The 17,304-nt window shown below is 67.4% G+C and carries 15 protein-coding genes; 7 read left to right on the forward strand and 8 right to left on the reverse strand.

All coding sequences use genetic code 11. From position 1 onward, the window contains the following. Positions 1–253 precede the first annotated feature (253 nt). Together ACFC4D_RS03550 and ACFC4D_RS03555 are read left to right on the forward strand one after the other, a co-directional pair. Entirely contained in the window at positions 254–1,396 is a 1,143-nt protein-coding gene (locus ACFC4D_RS03550; RefSeq protein WP_376061592.1) for an MlaD family protein, read from the forward strand. 173 nt (positions 1,397–1,569) lie between these two features. Then, the gene (locus ACFC4D_RS03555) at positions 1,570–2,070 is read left to right on the forward strand and encodes a L,D-transpeptidase (RefSeq protein WP_376061593.1); all 501 of its coding nucleotides are present in this window, start codon (positions 1,570–1,572) and stop codon (positions 2,068–2,070) included. Between the two features lie 70 nt (positions 2,071–2,140). Here ACFC4D_RS03555 and ACFC4D_RS03560 read toward each other — a convergent pair whose 3' ends face one another. After that, positions 2,141–2,536, reverse strand: coding sequence for an SgcJ/EcaC family oxidoreductase (locus ACFC4D_RS03560; protein WP_376061595.1), 396 nt, complete (start codon positions 2,534–2,536; stop codon positions 2,141–2,143). Positions 2,537–2,629: 93 nt separating this feature from the next. Here ACFC4D_RS03560 and ACFC4D_RS03565 point away from each other — a divergent pair, with 93 nt between their 5' ends. Further along, the gene (locus ACFC4D_RS03565; RefSeq protein ID WP_376061597.1) at positions 2,630–3,580 is read left to right on the forward strand and encodes a sigma-70 family RNA polymerase sigma factor; all 951 of its coding nucleotides are present in this window, start codon (positions 2,630–2,632) and stop codon (positions 3,578–3,580) included. Here ACFC4D_RS03565 and ACFC4D_RS03570 read toward each other — a convergent pair. Then, positions 3,569–6,457, reverse strand: a complete 2,889-nt coding sequence (locus ACFC4D_RS03570; protein WP_376061599.1) for an AAA family ATPase — start codon at positions 6,455–6,457, stop codon at positions 3,569–3,571. The two genes, ACFC4D_RS03565 and ACFC4D_RS03570, sit on opposite strands and share 12 nt — an antisense overlap. 102 nt (positions 6,458–6,559) lie before the next feature. Between ACFC4D_RS03570 and ACFC4D_RS03575 the strand changes: the two genes are divergently transcribed. Continuing rightward, positions 6,560–7,726, forward strand: coding sequence for an epoxide hydrolase family protein (locus ACFC4D_RS03575; RefSeq protein WP_376061600.1), 1,167 nt, complete (start codon positions 6,560–6,562; stop codon positions 7,724–7,726). 62 nt (positions 7,727–7,788) lie between these two features. Here ACFC4D_RS03575 and ACFC4D_RS03580 read toward each other — a convergent pair whose 3' ends face one another. Further along, on the reverse strand, positions 7,789–8,409 hold the full coding sequence (locus tag ACFC4D_RS03580; RefSeq protein WP_376061601.1) for a TetR/AcrR family transcriptional regulator: 621 nt from the start codon (positions 8,407–8,409) through the stop codon (positions 7,789–7,791). A gap of 141 nt (positions 8,410–8,550) precedes the next feature. On the opposite strand from ACFC4D_RS03580, the gene ACFC4D_RS03585 reads away from it, so the two are divergent. Then, entirely contained in the window at positions 8,551–9,525 is a 975-nt protein-coding gene (locus ACFC4D_RS03585) for a PucR family transcriptional regulator (protein ID WP_376061602.1), read from the forward strand. Here ACFC4D_RS03585 and ACFC4D_RS03590 read toward each other — a convergent pair. From ACFC4D_RS03590 to ACFC4D_RS03605, 4 genes are all read right to left on the reverse strand, one after another. Beyond that, positions 9,424–10,743, reverse strand: coding sequence for a lipase family protein (locus ACFC4D_RS03590; RefSeq protein ID WP_376061603.1), 1,320 nt, complete (start codon positions 10,741–10,743; stop codon positions 9,424–9,426). The two genes, ACFC4D_RS03585 and ACFC4D_RS03590, sit on opposite strands and share 102 nt — an antisense overlap. After that, positions 10,730–11,761 (reverse strand): esterase/lipase family protein, encoded by a 1,032-nt coding sequence (locus ACFC4D_RS03595; protein WP_375966852.1) that lies wholly within the window; start codon positions 11,759–11,761, stop codon positions 10,730–10,732. The genes ACFC4D_RS03590 and ACFC4D_RS03595 overlap by 14 nt, the downstream gene beginning before the upstream one ends. A 125-nt stretch (positions 11,762–11,886) precedes the next feature. Further along, on the reverse strand, positions 11,887–12,540 hold the full coding sequence (locus tag ACFC4D_RS03600) for a TetR/AcrR family transcriptional regulator (RefSeq protein ID WP_364633276.1): 654 nt from the start codon (positions 12,538–12,540) through the stop codon (positions 11,887–11,889). A gap of 40 nt (positions 12,541–12,580) precedes the next feature. Then, entirely contained in the window at positions 12,581–13,705 is a 1,125-nt protein-coding gene (locus tag ACFC4D_RS03605; RefSeq protein WP_376061604.1) for an AAA family ATPase, read from the reverse strand. A 164-nt stretch (positions 13,706–13,869) separates the two neighbouring features. Between ACFC4D_RS03605 and ACFC4D_RS03610 the strand changes: the two genes are divergently transcribed. Together ACFC4D_RS03610 and ACFC4D_RS03615 are read left to right on the forward strand one after the other, a co-directional pair. Beyond that, on the forward strand, positions 13,870–14,418 hold the full coding sequence (locus ACFC4D_RS03610) for a hypothetical protein (RefSeq protein ID WP_376061605.1): 549 nt from the start codon (positions 13,870–13,872) through the stop codon (positions 14,416–14,418). After that, complete coding sequence (locus tag ACFC4D_RS03615; protein ID WP_376061606.1) at positions 14,343–16,715, forward strand: hypothetical protein; 2,373 nt, start codon at positions 14,343–14,345, stop codon at positions 16,713–16,715. Before ACFC4D_RS03610 ends, ACFC4D_RS03615 begins: the two co-directional genes overlap by 76 nt. Before the next feature lie 3 nt (positions 16,716–16,718). On the opposite strand, the gene ACFC4D_RS03620 is transcribed toward ACFC4D_RS03615, so the two are convergent. Next, positions 16,719–17,300 carry a hydrolase gene (locus ACFC4D_RS03620; protein WP_376061608.1) on the reverse strand — a complete coding sequence of 194 codons (582 nt, stop codon included), beginning with the start codon at positions 17,298–17,300 and terminating at the stop codon, positions 16,719–16,721. Positions 17,301–17,304: the final 4 nt, after the last annotated feature.

Genomic DNA, 17,304 nt, shown 5'->3' on the forward strand with positions numbered 1-17,304 from the left:
CAGTGGGCGACAGATCACCGGTGTGGCCGCACAACACAGTCATGTTCGCGCGTGGGTACGAGGGGTTCACACGCGCGCTACATGCATGTCCGGGTCCGGGGGCCGCCGGCGTCGCCTAGTATTGCCCGCAGTTTCGCCACGAGTTAGCTCTGCGCTTCACACAGCTTTTGCTCTGCGCTTCACACAGCACTGCACCTGTTGTCCGTGATCGGCGATGAAGGCGGGCCTGTTGGGCATTCTGCGAGAACACAAAATGCTGATTTCCAATGTCGCGCTGGTGGGCTGCCTGCTGGCCGGATCGAGCTATCTGCTGTTCGATATCGCCCGGGTGCGACCGGGCGGAAGTTACAGCGTCACTGTGCAATTGGATAAATCCGGCGGGGTCCAGGCGGGAAATGACGTCACCTGGCGGGGCTACCGGGTGGGCACCGTGAAATCGGTGTCGATCATCGATAACGGGGCCCAGGTGGAAGCGGTCGCCGAAATCGAGGACAAGTACCGGATTCCGGCCGATACGGCCATCCACGTGGGCGCGCTGTCCGGGGCGGGTGAGCAGTACATCGACTTCCGGCCGAACACCGATCACGCACCGTTTCTGAAGGACGGGCAGGTGATCACCTTCGATCCGCTGCGAATCAGCACGCCGGTGCCGATCTGGGAGACCCTCGCGAACTCGAATGATCTACTCGCGCAGATCGATCCGAACAAGATGAACACCATTTTGACCGAACTGGATACCGCGCTCAGCGGCGGACAGGATCAGCTGCGGCACCTGATCGAGGGCATCAGCATCGCCACCACGGGCCTGGACAATCTGCTGCCGCAGACGACGAGCCTCATTACGAATCTGCGGTCCATCGCGAGCACCTCGACGCATGCGCAGCCGGATCTGGGCACGCTGACCCGCAATTCGCGGCTGCTGTTCGATCAGGTCAATGCCGCCAATGCCGAGCTGCGGCAGATTCTCGATCACGCGCCCGAACAGCTGGCGGTGCTGGACGGCATCCTGGATCGCAATCAGGATCCGATTCAGAGCCTGGCGACCAATATGACCGCGGTGGTGCACGCGGCGCTGCTGCGGACGCCCGCGTTGCGCGCGCTGTTTCCGGCGCTGGTGATCGGCACCTCGGCCATGGGCGTGCCCGCGCACGACAACGAGTTCTACACCATTGTCGATATCTGGCCGCGGCCGTGGTGCAACTACACGACGAAAATGACACCGCAGTACGTGGTGCAGGACGACACGCTGTTCCGCTGGACCTACTGCGTCAATCCGCCCCCGGAACAGCAGATTCGCGGCTCCTCCAATGCCCCGCGACCGGACATTCCGAACAATGGTGCGTATATGCCCACCGGGGCCGATCCGAATGAGCGCACGCTGCCACCGGTTCGGTGAATTTCCGGCATGGCGGGGGCGTGTCGGCGCGCGACCCGCGAGTTCATCCCGCGAATCCCGGTACGGACCGCGCAGAATGATCAATTGCACGAGACGAATAGAGATGTCCCTTCGCCCTGGCAGGCGAGTACACCGGGCGGCGGGCGAGGCTAGAGAGGTCAGATGACTCGATGATGAGCAAGTGTTCCCTCGGCTCGGCAATGCGATCCCTCGTCTTCGCGGGCGTGGCCGCCGGTTTGGCGGCCGCACCGGCGCAGGCCGAACCGCTGTGGCCCGGCGGCCCGGACGTGCCGGGTGTTCCGGCGATCATTCCGACTCAGCCGGTCACCGCGCCCTGCTCCGCTCAGGCCCGGGCCTGCCTGCGGCTGGGGACCAATGAGGCGTGGCTGATGGACAATGGCAAGGTGATTTACGGGCCGACGCCGATTTCGCACGGTATGCCCGGATTCGAAACGCCGCCGGGATTCTTCCACGTGGACTTCAAGCGGCCGTTCCATTGGAGCACCCTGCATCAGGCGCCGATGGAGTACGCCATCTTCTTCAACGGTGATATCGCGTTCCATATCGGACCGGTGGACAAGAAGTCGCACGGGTGCATTCGCATGACGCCCGATGGGGCCAAGCAGTTCTTCAACTACCTCAATCCCGGTGACGCGGTCGAGGTCGTGCCGTAACTCGAGCCGACCCGACGAAAAATCCCCGCCCCCTTCCGTATTCGCGGAAGGGGGCGTCGTTTTACCGAGGTTATGCCGCGCAGTTGTGGAAGGCCGCCACGGCCCAGTCGCCGTCCTTGCGGACCAGTACCCAGGTCGCGAATTCCCAGCGCTGCGGTTCGGTCTGATCGGCGAGCTGAACTCCGCTGCGGCTGTTCACGATCGCGGTGTCCGGGGCCGGAAAGCGCACCGACAGCAGCTCATCGCGTACGGACGAATCGCGCAGCGGTCCGGTGAACATGGCGGCGAAGCGGGCGCGGACGGATTCCCGGCCGTCGGTGCGCGAACCCGTGACGATCGAGGTGGCGTCCTCGAGATAGTCGGCGACGAAGGCGTCGGCGTCATTGGCGGCCCAGGCGCGATAGACGCCGTCGATGACCTCGAGGACGGCGGCCCGGTCGGTGGCCTGTACGGCGGTGTCGTTCATGGTGATCCTCCTGTTTTCGCCGCGCGGTCGGCGGCTCACGAGTACCTACCGGCGGTGTGCCGGGATGTCATCGGTGTGGCGTAGAAAAGGTGGGTGGCCGATGAATTCAGCACCCGGACCGACCCCTACCGGCGGGAATTGCTGGCGCACTGCTATCGCATGCTCGGCTCGGTGCACGATGCCGAGGATCTGGTGCAGGAGACGCTGCTGCGCGCGTGGCGGGCGCGCGACAGCTATGACGAGAGTCGCGCGTCCATGCGCACGTGGCTGTACCGGATCGCCACCAACGCGTGCCTGACCGCGCTGGAACAGCGCACGCGGCGGCCCTTGCCCGCCGGGCTGGGCGGGCCGCCCGGGGAAGATCCGCGCGAGACGCTGGTGCATGGCGGGGAAGTGCCGTGGCTGCAACCGATTCCGGACGCGCTCGTCGGCGATCCGGCCGAAGTCGCGGCGGCGCGCGGCAGTCTGCGCTTGGCGCTGGTGGCGGCCATGCAGCAGTTGCCCGCACGGCAGCGCGCCGCACTGGTGCTGCGCGAGGCGCTGGACTGGCCCGTCGGGCAGATCGCGCAGGCGCTGGACATGACCCCTGCGGCGGTCAACAGCGCACTACAGCGGGCGCGAAAGACATTGTCCGCCAGCGGTGTTCACGAGGACGATATCGCCGAACCGGATGCCCAGCGTGCCGTGGTGGACCGCTATGTCGACGCGTTCCGCAAGGCGGATCTGACCGCCCTGGAGAAACTGCTCGCCGACGATGTGATCATGGAAATGCCGCCCATGCTCAATTGGTTCCGCGGCCGCGCGCACTACACCGAATTCCTGGCACAGGTCTTCGAATGGAACGGCACCGATTGGCGCATGCTGCCCCTGGCCGCCAACGGCCAGCCCGCCATCGCCGCCTACGTCCGCGCCCCCGAGGGCCACTACACCCTGCATACCCTCCAAATATTCACCCTCACAGGCGATTCCATCACCCGACTCACTGTCTACCAGGACGCGGAGATCTTCACCCTCTTCGACCTCCGCGCCGCCCTACCCGAGTAGACCGTGCTCATGCGCGAACGCGGCCGCCTCGGTACGCGAAGCCACCCCCAGCTTCGTGAGAATCCGCGAGACATGCACCCCCGCCGTATTCGCGCTGATGAACAACTCCCCCGCCACCCCTCGATTACTCAACCCCTTCGCCACCAACCGCAACACCTCGAGCTCCCGCGCGGTGAGCCCGAAGGTGCGGGCAGCACCGCTCTCCCGCACCTTCGGCGACTCACCGCCACGTCCGTCGATCGAAATCCGCGCCCGCGTCGCCACTCGCCCGGCGGCGGCGATCAGCGGTTCCGCCGACAGCCCACCGGCCAACTCGACCACCCGACCCAGCGCGCCTGCCGCTGCATCCCGATCCCCCTGTACCGCAAGCCATTCCGCCATCCCGAGGAGGCTCTCCGCTTCCTCGAAGGGCTGCTCGAGGCCCCGCCACGCCCGCACGGCGAGATCCCAACCGGCCGCGGTTCCGGCCCGCCACGCACGGAACACCTCACGATGCGCGATATCCACCGGCGACGTGCAAGACAACGAATCCCCCAGTGCCAGCATCCCTTCCACTACAGCCGCGCTGCGCGCGCCCTCGATTTCGGAGTGCGCGACGCATCGCCGGGCCGCCAGCGCCAGAACCGGCCAGGCATCGTGCGGATGCGCCTCGAGTGTGGCCATCACATCACCGAGCGACCACACTTCCGCCAGCGCGCTGTCCACCCCGACCCCATCGCCCACCTGAATCGCGATCGAACCGATCAGCAGCTGGCGCTGGAGCCGATACGGAATCGCCCATCGTCCGTCGCCGAGCAGCTCACCCGCCTGCCCCGCATATGATCGCGCGGCATCGGTATCTCCTTGTCCCAGCGCTATTTTCCCGTAGCTCACCAGCAATGCCGCCCGGCTCAACGGCGGCAACCGCTCAAACTCCGCCTCATCCACTACCACCCGTGCTTCCGCCCATCTACCCAGTGCAGTCAACGCCTGCACCCACTTCACCAGCAGAATCGGCGCACTCTCAGCGAACCTGAAACTCTGCTGCGCCGCCCGCAACCCCACCCGCACAGCCGAAATCGCGGCCCGATACTCCCCCGCCGCCAACAACACCGCGGACTCCCACGTCACGACATCCAGCAGCACCAGCGGATCGTCCGCCGCTCTGGCTGCCGCCCTGGCCGATTCGAAGTGCCTCAGCACAACCTCATGACTTGAATCAGCCGCGGTGCTGCTGGCGGCTATCAGGCCGAGGTAGGCGTGGGAGCGGGCGACCAGGGCTGGGGCGCTAAGGGATTCGGCGAGGGAAAGGGCTGTGTAGGCAGCAGGGGCAGCCGCGTTGGGATTGCCCGCGAAGACGGTGGTGAGGGCGAATTGGGCGAGCGCCTCGCCGTGTTCGAGGGTGGAGGGGGCGGCCGGGAGCAGGGACAGGGCTCGGGTGAGGTCGTCGCCGGGGCCCGCGCCGGTGGATCCGCGCAGGAAGGCTCGGCGGAGGTGCAGGTGCGCGGCTCGGGCAGGGTCGGCGGATGGGTCGATGAGGTCCAGGGCGGCGGTGGCGGCCGCGATGCCGCGATCGATCGCGCCGGAGGCTACGGCGCATTCGGTGAGTTGTTCCAGGACAACGAGTTTCGAGACGCCGAGTAGCTCATCCGGGTTCGAGACTCGATCCCGGAGAGCGACGACCTGTTCCAGGTATGCGAGGCGTTCGGGACCGGAGACGCTTTCCGATGTCCCGGTGGCGGCCGACCAGTAGGCCCCTAGAGCGACGGTGAAGTCTCCGGCCGCGGCGGCATGGTGAGCCAGTTCGGCAGCGTTTCCCGAATGGTAAGTGTTGGTGCGCAGTACATCCGCCAGGCGGGAGTGGAGTTGGGTGCGTTCGCCAGGGAGCAGGTCGTTGTAAATGGCCTGGCGGATGAGGATGTGGCGGAATTCGTAGCCGGTGTCGGTGGTGAGCAGGAGTTGGCGGGTCACCAGTTCGCGCAGGGCCTCGTGTAGAGCGTCGGGAGGCAGGTCCACGGCTTCGGCCAGCAGGTCGTGGCGGATGGGGGAACCGATGGCGGCGGCGATGCGCAGGAGGGCATGGGCGGGCGGGGTGAGGCCGCGCTGGAAGCCGAGGAGGAGGTCGGCCAGGTCGGCGGGGATCTGGTCCGGGGCCTGGCTCAGGGCTTCGACGAACAGGGGGTTGCCGCCGCTGCGTTCGAAAACCGTTGTGATCAAGGCGGGTTCGGGTTCGCGCGCGAGTAGTGCGGCGAGTTGGCGGCCGACCTCGTGCCGGGTCAGCGGGGCGAGGTCGAGGGTGCGCACGCCGGGATCGCGGCGTAGTTCGGCGATCAGTTCCCGCAGGGGGCCGGAATCGCCGGGGCGGTAGCTGCCGATGAGCAGCACATCGCCGTCGGCCAGGTTGGCAACCAGGAAGGTGAGCAGTTCGCGGCTGGCGGCATCGGCCCAGTGCAGATCCTCCAGGATCAGCACGGTCTGCCGGGTCATGGCCAATTGCTCTATGACGGTGAGGATCTCACCGAATAGCCGAATCCGATCCGGCTCCGGGCCCGCGGTGCCGGTATGCACCGCCAGCTGCGGGAGCCAATTCGCCAGGGCGGGTTGAGGTGGCAGCAGCGCTGCCATCTCCGCAACCCCGAGTTCGCGTAGCAACCTGCGCATGACGGCCAGGAACGGTGCGAAAGCCACACCGTCGGAACCGAATTCGGGGCAGCGGCCCGACAGCACCAGGGTTTCACGGTCCAGTCGCCGGGTGAATTCGCCGATGAGCCGGGACTTGCCGATTCCGGCCTCACCCGCGATCAGCACGGTATGGGTCGCGCCGCCGACCGCCCCGAGCAGCGCCGACAGCTCGCCGCCGCGGCCGATGAGGGCACTGCTGACCGGAAGATTCACCACCGGCTCGATCATGCCGGGTGCGCGGTAAAGAGCCCAGCGCGGGCGGTAAATAACGAATTCTCATGATGTGGGGCGGGGGTCGTTACCGGAAGTATTTATGTCATGAGCAGCGAGAACACCGCAATTCGCCCCTTCACCATCGATATCGCGCAGACCGACCTGGACGACCTGCGCACCCGCCTCACCCGGACCCGCTGGATCGATGACGCCCCGGGCACCGGCTGGGAGCGCGGTGTGCCGACCGCGTATCTGCGCGAGCTGACCGCCTACTGGGCCGAGAAATTCGATTGGCGCGCAATCGAATCCCGCCTGAACGCGCAGCCGCAGTTCACCACCGTCGTCGACGACCAGCGGCTGCACTTCCTGCATGTGCGCTCGACGCGGCAGGATGCCACTCCCCTGCTGCTGGTGCACGGCTGGCCCGGCACCGCCGCAGACTTCCTGGACTTGATTGGCCCGCTGGCCGATCCCGCCGCGCACGGCGATCCCGAGGCCCCGGCCTTCCACCTGGTGATCCCGACCCTGCCCGGCCACGGTTTCTCCGGTCCGGTCACCGAAACCGGTTGGCATGACGGCAAAGTCGCCGGTGCGCTGGCCGAACTCATGGCCCGCCTCGGCTACGACCGCTACGGCGTCCACGGCGGTGACCACGGCGCGTTCGTCGCCCCGCGATTGGCGCGTGAGCATGCCGATCACGTCCTCGGCGTGCATGTGAACGCGCTGGTCACCTTTCCGACCGGCGATCCGGCCGATATGGCCGCACTCACCGACGCCGAGCGCCGGCGTCTCGCGGCCATGAAGGACTTCCAGGACAACGGCTCGGCCTACATGCAGCTGGCCGGTTCCCGCCCGCACACCCTGGCCCAGCTGCTCGTGGATTCCCCGGTGGCGCAGCTAGCCTGGATCGTGGAGAAGTACCGGGAGTGGACCGATGCCACCCACGAGTTGCCCGAGCAGGCCATCGACCTGGACCAGATCCTGACCACGGTCACCATCTACTGGCTCACCGATACCGCCCGCAGCGTCGCCGATTACTACTACGAGCGTTTCCACGACCGCACCATGTTCGCGCCCAAGCCCAAGGGCACGGTGCCCACCGGTGTCGCGGTCTTCACCACCGCCGATTTCGCCATTCGAGCCTTCGCGGAGAAGGCGCACAACATCACGCACTGGTCGGAGTTCTACTCCGGCGGCCACTTCCCGGCCCTCGAGGTCCCCGACCTGCTGGTCGGCGATATTCGCGAATTCTTCGCCACGCTGGAGCACTGATCCCGAAACCCGGAAGCCCCGCACCCGAGTGGTGCGGGGCTTCCGGCGTGAGCCACACTCGCCTATCGCGGCGTCAGGAAGCTTTCCAGGGTCCGGCGGATCTTATCGGCGGCGGTCGGATCATCCAGGCGCAGTGCGGTATTGGCGGACCGGAGGACGGCGTCGATCTGGAAGGCCGCGAGATCGGTGTCCAGGGGGGCGATCTCGCCCGCTTCGACCGCCCTGCCGAGCTCATAGGAGAGCAGGCCGACCCATTCGCCTTGATTGCGCACGAGCGCATCGCGAACCGGACCCGGGCGGCTGTCGAATTCGCTCAGGTTGGCGGCCTGGAAGCAGCCGCCCGCGAAGACCGGTGTCACGGCGTAATCGATCCAGCGTTCGATGAGTTCCCGAAGCCGGGCCGCGCCATGGGGTTTGGTGCGGGCGGGCTGGGTGATCTCGGCGATGAAGCGGTCCCGCGCGTAGTCGACGGTGGCCAGTTGCAGCAATTCCTTGGTGCGGAACAGGGTTTGGATGCCCGCCTTGCTGAGACCGGAATCGGTGGCGAGGCGGCCGAAGCTCAGGCTCTCCAGATTTTCCAGCGAGGCGATATCGACGGCGTGGGCCAGCACCACCTGCCGTGTGCGGGCACCGCGCAGCAGTCTCTTATCGGTGATCGCACCGGTCGCGGCCGAACTTTCCATACGGTCGATCGTACTCCTCAGCCCGTTCTACCGGCCCGGACGCCGACGTTTCATCATGATGCGCTTGCCTGCGCGAGGTGACCGCCATTACAGTTACGCACCAGTAGGAACGCGAGCGTTCCCTGAAAAGTGGAGTCGCACATGTCAAACCCCGCCCCCGCAGACGCGGTTTCGACCGTCGATGTCAGCACCATTACCGAAACCTGTCTGGAACTGCGCGCCGGCGCGCTGGATATCGCCGTCAGCGCCCGGCGACTCCTGGAAGCCCTCTCGGTGGTCGATACCGCACTCACCGGACTCCCCGATCCCACCCTCGCCATCGCCGACACCACCTCGCAGGTGACCATCCCGCCCCAGCTCGAAGCACTCGGCCTGGCCGCCGCACTGCTGTCCGGACAGCCCGCCGCCGCGCAGGCGCACGCCCGCGGCGTCGAGCTGGAGGACGCGTACTACGTTCTGGCACTGGGCATTCCCGCACATCCGGGCGAACAGCATCCGGCGGTGAACGGGCAGTTGGTGGCACGCCGACGGTTGCGCTGCGTACAAGCCGAACTCTCCGCGCGCTGTGCGGACAAGGCGCTGTGGGTGCTGCGCACCGACGGCGGTACCGTACTCATTCCGGAATCGGTCACGGCGGCAACCGAACTCGACGACCTGATCGCCGAACTGGCCGCGGTGGCGCAGGTGGCGCTCACCGCCACCGTCGTGCACACCGCCACCCCCGGTATCCCGGGCGCGGCCCATCAGGCGCATGAACTGCTCGATATCGTGCATCGGCTGCAATGCAAGGCCGGGCTCTACCGATTCGACGATCTGGCCATGGAATATCAGCTCACCCGCCCCGGTCCGGGACGGGAATACCTCGGCTCGCTGCTGGATCCGCTGGAGGTCTACCCCGAACTGCTCGAGACGCTGCGCCGCCATCTGGGCAATGACCTGAACCGGCGGCGCACCGCGCGCGGACTCGGGGTGCACGCCAACACCATCGACTACCGGCTCAAGCGCATCGGCCAGTTAACCGGCTTCGACCCGGCGCAGTCGGCGGGCCTGTGGTACCTGCGGTCCGCGCTGGTGGCGCGCACCTATCGGGCGGGAGCCGAGCATGCGCGCCAGTAGCGCGGCGAATTCGGCGTGCCGGGGCCGGGCGCGCGCGGACAGCGCCACCGACCAGATCGTCCGCGTCCCGGGCACTCCCGTGGGCAGATCGTCGAATCGATCGGCGAGCCAGTCGATCATGGCGGGAGCGCCCAGGAATTGCAGCGGCAGATGCATGCTGAGGCGATCGCGCACGTAGTGCACGTGTGCGCCGCGCCTGCGGTAGCGCTCCACCTGCGCGTCGATATCGGCGACCGCGATCACCTCGTCATTGATCGCCTGCATGATCAGCATGGGCATCACGGGAGCCTGTGCGCCGGGCCGGATTTCGTCCAGCACCGCCCGCAATTCGGGTTCGTTCAACATGGCGGCCAGGCCCGCCCGGGCATGTCGATCGGCATCGCGACCGGCGAACCGCGCCAGCAGCGGGAAGGTGGCGGTGTGTTCGGCCCGCGCCAGCAACGCCAGGTATTCGTCCGAAAGATGTTCGCGCAGAGTCTTTTCCAGCTGCGGATAGGCGCGCCGGAGCGCCGCGGTGAACACCATGGCGAACCCGGCGAAGGGTGAGCCGTTCAGGCGCACGAAGGCATTGGCGGGATCACCCACCGGAGACCCGGCGACCGCGCCCACGATATCGAGTTCGGGAGCGTAATCGGCGGCCAGTTCGGCCGCCCAGGTGGTGGCCAGGCCGCCACCTGAGTAACCCCACAGACCGACGGGAGTGTCGGGGTCCAGCCCCAGCACCGGAAAGCGCAACGCGGCCCGAATACCGTCCAGCGCACGGTAACCCGGCTCCCGGGCCGCCCCGAAGTGCCCGCCCGGCCCCTCGTGATCGGGCACCGAGACGGCCCAGCCCCGGGCCAGCGCACTGGCGATGAGCGGTAATTCCAATTGCGGAATCGCGCCGAGCGCCCGGGCCCCGTGCCGTAATGCGTAGGAGGGGAAGCACATCGGCGCTATGGCGTCGATGGCGCACTGGAAGGACAGCAGCGGGCGCGGCACCGCCGGATCCGCGCCCCAGGGCAGCAGCACCGTGGTGACCGCCGCCTCGGGACGCCCGCGCAGATCGGTACTGCGGTATAGCAGCTGCCAAGCCGAGATCCGCTGTGGCACAACACCGAATAGCGCGAGTTTGACCGCGCGCGTGCGCAGGATCGTGCCCGGTTCGATGCCGTCCAGTGCTTCGTCGCTGCGGTAGAACGGATCCCGGTCCGGTAGCAGCGGTTCAGAGGTGCCCATCGCCACCGATCACCCATGGGTTGAAGGTGCATTCCAGCTCGTGTTTTCCGGCCGGATCCAAGGCGCGCAATACGATCGAGGCGGCGCGCGGGGAATAGTTGATCGTCAGATGATCGGACAGATCCGCGTCACACCCCTGTTGCAGGGTCACATTGTTCACGATGGCATCGGGTCCCGGTGTCAGGAAGGTCCACTCGTACGGATTGGACACTTCGTCGTGCTGAGTGCCGATGGCGGTGTACTCGACGCCGGGCACGGTGTCGCCATTGGCATTGAGGGTTTTGTAGAACGGTGAGCCCACGGCCTGCTGGATATTCGACTGGCCGATCAGCGGTTCGTAGAAGCCCAGGATATTCAGGCCCATATCGGTGATCCACCGGCCGAGCGAGGCGATCCCGTTCAGCGAGGTGCCGTGCGTGGTCGCGCCCAGCGTGACCACCTTGCCGATCTTGCCCTGTCCGCCTTCGAATTTCAGGTACTGGCTGGTGACGGGACCGCCCTGGGAGTGCGCCACCACATCGACCTGGTTCGCGCCGGTCGCGGCCAGCACCCGGTCCACGAAGACGGCGAGCTGCCGGGCCGAATCCTCCATCGGGCCGACGCCGTAGCGGCCGGGCAGGATCGCGCCGATGCCGCCGCCGTTCAGCACGCCCTCGCGGCCGTAGTTGAAGGAGAACACGCACATGCCCGCACTCGCGATGCGCGGGGACAGGTACGCGAAGCTGTCATACGCGTTGAGCCAGGTGCCGTGCAACAGCACCACCGGATGCGGATGTGCCGCCGTGGGTTTGCAATTCCAGTCATCGGCCCCGGGCGGTGCGGCATCGGGATGCAGCAGCCCGTAACCGAACGCGGCCAGGTACGCGGAGGCTTGCGGTCCGACGCCGCTGGTGTCGGAGGCGACGCTGGTCAGGCCCGCCGCCGGATCCGCCTGCGCCGCACCGCCCGCGAGCGCCATTCCCAGCGCGGTGACCCCCGCGCACATCGCACTGCCCAGTATTCGCATTGTCGGCATCATTGCCCCTCCTACGTTGAATTCCCTTGTGACCGTAGGGTTCTGGCGTGTCCGGTGTCACCGTCTCTGTGTCAGATGACAAAGCCGGGCATGCGGCCGGGCCGTGGATTGTGGTGCGGGACAGCTCGTCAGTCGGCGACGCGCACCAGGGCGATGGCGGTGCGGGTGAACAGCGGCGACAGCGAAGGCAGCGCTGCCGCGCCACGCTCGTGCAGACAGTTGCGCACCCGGTCGTCGATACCGCCGAGCAGCATATCGATCATTTCCGGATCCGGATCCGCGGTGAGTTCACCATCGCGCACGCCGATGCGCGCGACCGCCAGGATGTACTCGGCGAAATGCCGGTGCACCTGCGCCCGCTGCGCGACCAGCCCCGGTCCCGCGGCGAGGGTTTCCACGTACAGTGCGCGCGAGGCGGCGGGCTGGGTGGCCAGGAAGCCGAGATAGATATCGAAGGAGATGCGCACCCGATCGGCGAAGGTCACCCCGACCATGCCGGTCACGGTCTCCTGCAAATGCTCCAGCGCGGTCCGGACCGCGAGATCGTAGGCGGCGGCGAAACATTCGTCCTTACCGCCGAATACCGAATAGAAGGTGCGACGTGCCACCTGCGCGCGGCTGACGATATCGGCGACGGTGGTGGCCGCGTACCCCAGCTCCCCCACCGCGTCCAATACGGCGACGCACAGGCGCTGATACTGCGAGTGCGCCACCTGCTCCCGGCTCAGCCCGTGTCGCCCACGCGGCAACGGCCCCGGCACCCCTGCACCCTCCACACTCACCCCGCAACAATATGGCCTCCCGCCGCGCGGCGCGGCGGGACTATCGGTCCGGCCAGTACCAGGGCGGCTCCTCCAGCATGCCCAGCCCCGCGACGGTGGTCGCGCCTTCATCCTTCACCAGTTCGATGGTGTGCAGGTCCGGGGCGTGCCCGGCCAATTCCGAGAGCAGTGCGCGGGCATGAGTGACCACGATGACCTGGGTGTCCTCGGCGACCCGGGCGATGAGTTCGCCGAGCGGGCCGAGCAATTCGGGGTGCAGGCTGGTCTCGGGCTCATTGAGCACCAGCAACTCCGGCGGCCGCGGTGAGAGCAGGGCGGCCACCAGCAGTAGATAGCGCAGGGTGCCGTCGGAGAGTTCGGCCGAACCGAGCGGACGCCACAGGCCCGGTTGATGCAGCAGCAGTTCGAAACGGCCGTCGCTGTTCACGATTTCCAGTTTGCTGCCCGGAAAGGCATGGTCCACGGCCTCATCCAGGCCGTGCGCGTCACCGATCTCGCGAATGGTCTGCAGGGCCGCCGCACCATCGGAGCCGTCATGCGCGAGCACCATGGTGCGGGTGCCGATCTGTAGTCGGCGGGCGGGTGCCTCGATATCGGTGCGCAGGTGATCGTAGAAGCGCCAGCCGCGAATTCGCTCGCGCAGCACCAGCAGATCCGGGGCGCGCTGCGGATCGGCGAGTTCGGAGAGCATGCTGTCGAAGGGTTTGAGGTGGTGCGGCACCATCTCCCAGCCGCCGCCCTCATCGCGCAGGCGCACCACCGGGCCGCCGCGTTCGGCCAGCAGGGCCGACGGGCGCAGCACCGGACCGGCCCAGACCGCTTCGGCCTTGATCTCCGGATCCCGGTTGAACATGGACTCGCCCGGTACGGGGACGCCCAGATCGGCCGCGTAACCGAAATCGTCCCCGGCGAAACCGAGTCGCAGCGCCAATGGTTCGCCGCGAGAGGTGCGCCCCGGCCCCGCCCAGAGCGTGGAATCGAGGCCGCCCTCACGCGCCATTCCGGCCACCGCGCCATTGCGGGAGAACTCCGCGAGCAGGCGCAGCACCCGGTACAGGCTCGATTTGCCACTGCCGTTCGCACCCGTGACCACCGTCAACTGCCCGAGTGGGACCACGACCCGGCGCAGTGAGCGGTAGTTCTCCACGGCCAGTGCGGTCAGCATGACCCCACCCTAGCCGTCGGCAATCGGGGAGCTACCTCGCTGCGGGGGCATCGGTCTCCCCGATCGCCGAGTCGAAACTCGTTTGCCGGGTTCGGGACGGGCTCGTATCGTTCGCGGCCGGAGCGGTTCCGTGGAATCCGCGCAGAGCAAGCAGGAGTTCGAGTTTGGCAGTGCGTTTGGCCTGGGGCGTGATCGCGGACCGGGATCGCGGGGCATGGCTGGTCGATACCGGGGAACGGGTCGAGGATCACGGTCAGGAGGCGCTCGCGGGCGCGGCGGTGGTGCTCGGGGATAAGAACAGCCCGGCCGCGGCGGTGCTCGCGGCCCGTGAGTCGCTCACCGAGCTGATCGGGACCGGAGGAATCACGGTCGCCGGGGCCGGAATCGACCTCGGTGCGGGATTCGTCTCGGCGCGACTCGCGGGAACCGGCGGTGATCGCCGCGATGCCGTGCTGGCGGCGCTGCGGATCCTCGGCATGGACGATGCCCGCCGAATAGGCGAGCGAACCGCCACCCTGGTAGCACTTTTCGGCGTCACAGCCACCAAACCCGTTGGCGCGGAAGCGGAAAGAGCCATCGCCGAAGGGCGCTGGGCCGCGCTCACGCTGGCCTCGGCCTGCTCGGTCCCGAACAACTCGTGGGCGTACTCGGCTGGGAAATCCCCGAAGGCATCGATCCGATCCCCACCGGAGCGCCATCCGCGCTGGCGCTGAATCTGCGACGAGTGCTCGAATCCTATTCGCGCCCCCGGCGTTTGGACTTGCTCGCCGATCTGTGGGAGCAGGTGTGCGCCAGGCAGCTGGCAGTCCGCACAAGGCAGCTGCTGCTCGACAGCCAGGATCTGACCGTCGAGGACGAACTGCACCGGCGCTACCGCCAGCACGTCGAAACGGAGTCGGCGATCGTGGTCACCGGCACCCGGAAACAGGAGCTCTCACTCCTGGACGCAATGCACTACGTCCCCGACTGGAATGGGTTCTGGCGACAGCGCCTCGAGTGGATGATCCAGGACGCCATCGCCGCGACCGTACTCCTGCGCACGGCGGTCGCGGTGCAGGAACTCGGCGTGATCGACGGCATCGCCCTCATGCGCGATCAGATCGGCACCGCCGCAAGCCTTCCCACCAAGGGCGAAATCGTCCGCGCCAGGCGCAAGGGTTTGGGCATCAGCGACCTGCCCGCCCGCCCCGTCTGCCATCTCCGCGAAATCGACGCCTGGCTCCGCCGCCACCAAGCCATGGACGCCGCCTTCGAACGCTTCGTCCGAGCCCGCACCGCCCACGCGCTCGCCTACGGACTGGTCGTCGACAACGCCTTCAACACGCTCGTCTGCTCCCGGATCGACGTAGCCGCCCTGCCCGAGAAATGGGACTCCGAATCCCTGCGCAGCTGGCGATATGCCTTCGGCACTACCGACACTCGGCAACCCGCCGACTGGTGGCAGATCCCGCTGGTACGCAACCGCCAGGTGGACAGCCTCGCCGCCCGCCTCGCCGCGTGGGCCGACTCGGATGTGCCGGAGGCGGAGCGGGGTGAGCGGCCGTGTGAACTGGGGGCGGATCTGCTCTGGTACGGCGATCTGGCGGATGCGATCGTGCGGATGCGCGGGCACGCGCGGGCGGAGGTCGGATGGGGGTATCTCGGTCCGCACTTCGAGGCGAATCCGGCGGTGCCGCAGCCTGATCCGTTGACGCCGCGGCCGGACTCCATTCCGCTGGCGGTGGCCGGGGCGGCGCAGTTGGTGTCGCTGGGTGCGATCGCGCCCGCGCGCTGCCGGGAGTGGACCCGCCTGTGTGCCGGTTTGATGACCAGCGGGTCGGTGGCGGCGGCGTTGAGCAATGAATTCGAGGTGGCGGAGACCGTTCTCGTGCATGACGGGAGCACGTTGCCGGGGACGACCGCGCGGATTCAGATCGCGCGCAATGCCGCCCGGCTCGCGGAATGGTCGGACTATATGGGCAATTGCATTGCCGGGCCGTGGTATCAGGATCAGGCGGTACGCGGGCTGAGCATTCTGGTGGCGCTGCGCGATGAGCAGGACACCATTCAGGTCAATGCCGAACTGCGAGCCAATCGCAGCGGCTGGCTGGTGAGCGAGATCTACGGCCGCTTCAACAGCGAGGCGGATCCCGCACTCGGAAGGGCCTTGCGGCGTTGGGTTCTCGGCCTGCGACGGACCGAACCCGAACCGGCCGAGGTGACGCCGGACGCGCCGGCGCGGCCGCGGCGGGCGAAGCCGAATCCGTTCCTCGAACTCGCGCCTGTACTCCAGGAGGCGGTCCGGGCGGTCTTCGACGCCGCCCCCGAAACCCTGCGTGCCCTGACAGCCGTCGCCGGATCACCCGAGGCGGACCCGAAAGCCCTTACGGCCATGCGGCGTTCACCCGCGGCCCGCCTGAATCAGCTGTGCGCCGAGGCGCTGGACGCCGATCGCGTATCCCTGCCCGACCTGTGGTCGGCCGTCAATAACCGCCCACTCGCCACCGCCCTCGCGAACCTGGACCCCGTGCCGGCGGCGAAATATCCACGCCTGCAAACCTTGACCGCGGACGCTCAACTCCCGTCGAAACGGTTGCGCGAGTTGGTGAAAGCCCCGGAACTGGCGCAGGCCCGCTCGATGGATCTGATCGCCCTGCGCCTGCGGAAAGCACTCGTGGAGATGGCCATGGCCGATGCGCCGACGTTCGCGGCCGCGCTCGCCCGCCGCCCCTCGTGCGACCTCATCTGCACTTTCGCGATCGCGATCACATCCAGCCCGGACCACTCCTATCCGGTAACCGCCATCTCCGATCCGAAATCCACCAAGGTAACCGGCTTCCCGGCCACCTCCCTCACCGATCCGGACGGCCCCTGGCAGCCTCGACTGCCCGCCGCCGCCGAATTCGGCGGCGGCATCGAACAATTCTGGGAGCGGACCGCCGAATCCGGTGTGCTGATACCACTCTCGTGGCTCAAGGGCGGTACCTGGCAAGCCTTGTGGGCGCGAGCCTGGGCACCCGCCACGCGCTGAGACTCAGCGGGATTCGAGTTCCTTCAGCACCGCTTCGGTGCTGGCGACGAGGCCGATCCGGGGGAAGATCTTGGTGGTGGAATGCGTGTGCGAGTCCAGATCCCGATCGGCCACCGCGTCTTCGACCACGACCACGTTGTAGCCGTGCTCATGGGCGGCCCGCGCCGTGGACTCCACGCCGATGCTGGTGGAGATGCCGGTCAGGACGATTTCGGTAATACCCCGGCGGCGCAGTTGCAGATCGAGTTCGGTGCCGTAGAACGCACCCCACTGCCGCTTGGTGATGGGGATGTCGGTGGGAGCCACTTCGAGCTCGTCGACCATCTCATCCCAGCCTTCGGGGAAGTTCAGGCGTTTGGGCATGGCGTCGGTGATGCGCCCGGGGGCGGCGTCGACACCGTCGGCCGAGAAAGATACGCGCACAAGGACTACCGGCAGATTGTGCGCACGGAAGGCGGCCGCCAGGGTGGCGGAATTGCGCACCACCTCTTCGCTGGTGTGCGGGAGGGTGGGCATGCCGACCACGCCGCGTTGCAGATCGATGACGACCAGGGCGGTGTGCGGGTCGAGCAGGGGTGCGGACATGCGG

It is taken from the genome of Nocardia sp. NPDC056000, from assembly GCF_042269265.1.
GTDB lineage: Bacteria > Actinomycetota > Actinomycetes > Mycobacteriales > Mycobacteriaceae > Nocardia.

Excerpts from the sequence above, each read along its gene's own strand:
- ACFC4D_RS03550 (WP_376061592.1), top strand. The coding sequence starts at position 254 with ATGCTGATTTCCAATGTCGCGCTGGTGGGCTGCCTGCTGGCCGGATCG.
- ACFC4D_RS03585 (WP_376061602.1), top strand. The coding sequence starts at position 8,551 with ATGTCAAACCCCGCCCCCGCAGACGCGGTTTCGACCGTCGATGTCAGC.
- ACFC4D_RS03575 (WP_376061600.1), top strand. The coding sequence starts at position 6,560 with ATGAGCAGCGAGAACACCGCAATTCGCCCCTTCACCATCGATATCGCG.
- ACFC4D_RS03605 (WP_376061604.1), bottom strand. The coding sequence starts at position 13,705 with ATGCTGACCGCACTGGCCGTGGAGAACTACCGCTCACTGCGCCGGGTC.
- ACFC4D_RS03590 (WP_376061603.1), bottom strand. The coding sequence starts at position 10,743 with ATGGGCACCTCTGAACCGCTGCTACCGGACCGGGATCCGTTCTACCGC.
- ACFC4D_RS03620 (WP_376061608.1), bottom strand. The coding sequence starts at position 17,300 with ATGTCCGCACCCCTGCTCGACCCGCACACCGCCCTGGTCGTCATCGAT.
- ACFC4D_RS03580 (WP_376061601.1), bottom strand. The coding sequence starts at position 8,409 with ATGGAAAGTTCGGCCGCGACCGGTGCGATCACCGATAAGAGACTGCTG.
- ACFC4D_RS03555 (WP_376061593.1), top strand. The coding sequence starts at position 1,570 with ATGAGCAAGTGTTCCCTCGGCTCGGCAATGCGATCCCTCGTCTTCGCG.
- ACFC4D_RS03595 (WP_375966852.1), bottom strand. The coding sequence starts at position 11,761 with ATGATGCCGACAATGCGAATACTGGGCAGTGCGATGTGCGCGGGGGTC.
- ACFC4D_RS03560 (WP_376061595.1), bottom strand. The coding sequence starts at position 2,536 with ATGAACGACACCGCCGTACAGGCCACCGACCGGGCCGCCGTCCTCGAG.